The following is a 1,310-nucleotide window of genomic DNA, read 5'->3' on the forward strand; positions in this document are numbered from 1 at the left end:
GTTATCTCTACTATATTTCTGAGTTTGCACTCAAGGCGGTGTAGAGACGATTTTCCTCCTAAGTTTTATGAGACTTTGGTTTCAATCAACGAACCGCACGAACCGGACGTGCGATTTTCACCGCATCCGGCTCCCGATGTTCTTGGCTTACGCCTTTGCTCATGTGTAGATAATCATGGCAACTCTCGTGAATTGCTTCAAGATTCGCTTTTTTCCGATTGGCATGATTTCCGTCGATATGGTGCAGGTTTATCCGCTCCTCACTTGTGAAATTCAGCCCACAGGATGCACATTTATGGTTTTGCCTTGTAAGAGCTTTAGAGGTTTCCCCGTCATAGAGCTTGCTGTTACGCTTACTCCAGTAGGTGAAGTCGCCATCGTAAGGGGATTTCTCACCCTTGACTTTGATGTGCTTATTTTCGGAGGAAGGTACCGATGGGAACGCTTTATCTAGTAATTTCTTGCTAGAGTAGCGGTTTTGTTTGGATTCCTTGTTGAATACCTTATATGCTCTTGTTTCGATATGGAACAGGGAAAACCTTGACCCGTCCATCTTGCAAAAACGATGGTAATTCCTCCAGCCTCTAACTAAGGGAGCTAATTTTTCAGCCTTGACCTTAGCGCCATAATTCGAGTTATTGACAATGCCTTTTACTTTCTCACGGAAAGCTTTAAAATTACCCACTGATGGAGTGCATTTAAACTTGCCGTTATTCTGAACCCTAATGTTCCAGCCTAGGAAATCAAAGCCATCTGTCGTGGCGGTTATCTTGGTCTTTTTTTCGCTTACCTTCATTCCTCGCTCTGCTAAAAATCGGCTAATTTTTTCAAGTATTTCTGTCGCGTTATCTTCGGGGCGGAGTATTATTACCATGTCGTCCGCATAGCGGATTGATGGTTCGTTGGTTCGCCCATTGGCTTTGTATCTGTGAATACTTTCTATCCCGTTGAGCGCGATATTAGCTAAGAGTGGGCTAACTACTCCCCCTTGTGGTGTACCCTGTTTGGGGAATTCTGGGTTCACTCCTGCTTTCAGGCATCGGAAGATACCGAGCTTTAACCCTTTGGGGGCGATGAGTTCATCCATTATTGTTGAGTGGTTAATCCGGTCGAAGCATTTTTCGATATCGAGTTCTATAACTCGCTTTTCTATTCCTTTGGCATGGGAGTTAAGGTTGTCGAAGATGTACTTATGAGCATCATGTGCCGAACGATTAAAGTCGGCGACCCTCTCACGAGAGCCGCCGCTCTCCAAAACCGTGCGTGAAAATTTCTCTTCACACGGCTCCTCAGTGACTTGGTGCTTGTCA

Annotated in this window: 1 protein-coding gene; it reads right to left on the reverse strand. The window is 45.0% G+C overall.

What is annotated here, in order from left to right:
- Positions 1 to 85: 85 nt before the first annotated feature.
- On the reverse strand, positions 86 to 1,310 hold a 1,225-nt coding region (locus JGK20_RS34330), incomplete at its 5' end, for a reverse transcriptase domain-containing protein (RefSeq protein ID WP_293233857.1).

This window comes from Microcoleus sp. PH2017_05_CCC_O_A (genome assembly GCF_020738785.1).
Classification (GTDB): domain Bacteria; phylum Cyanobacteriota; class Cyanobacteriia; order Cyanobacteriales; family Microcoleaceae; genus Microcoleus.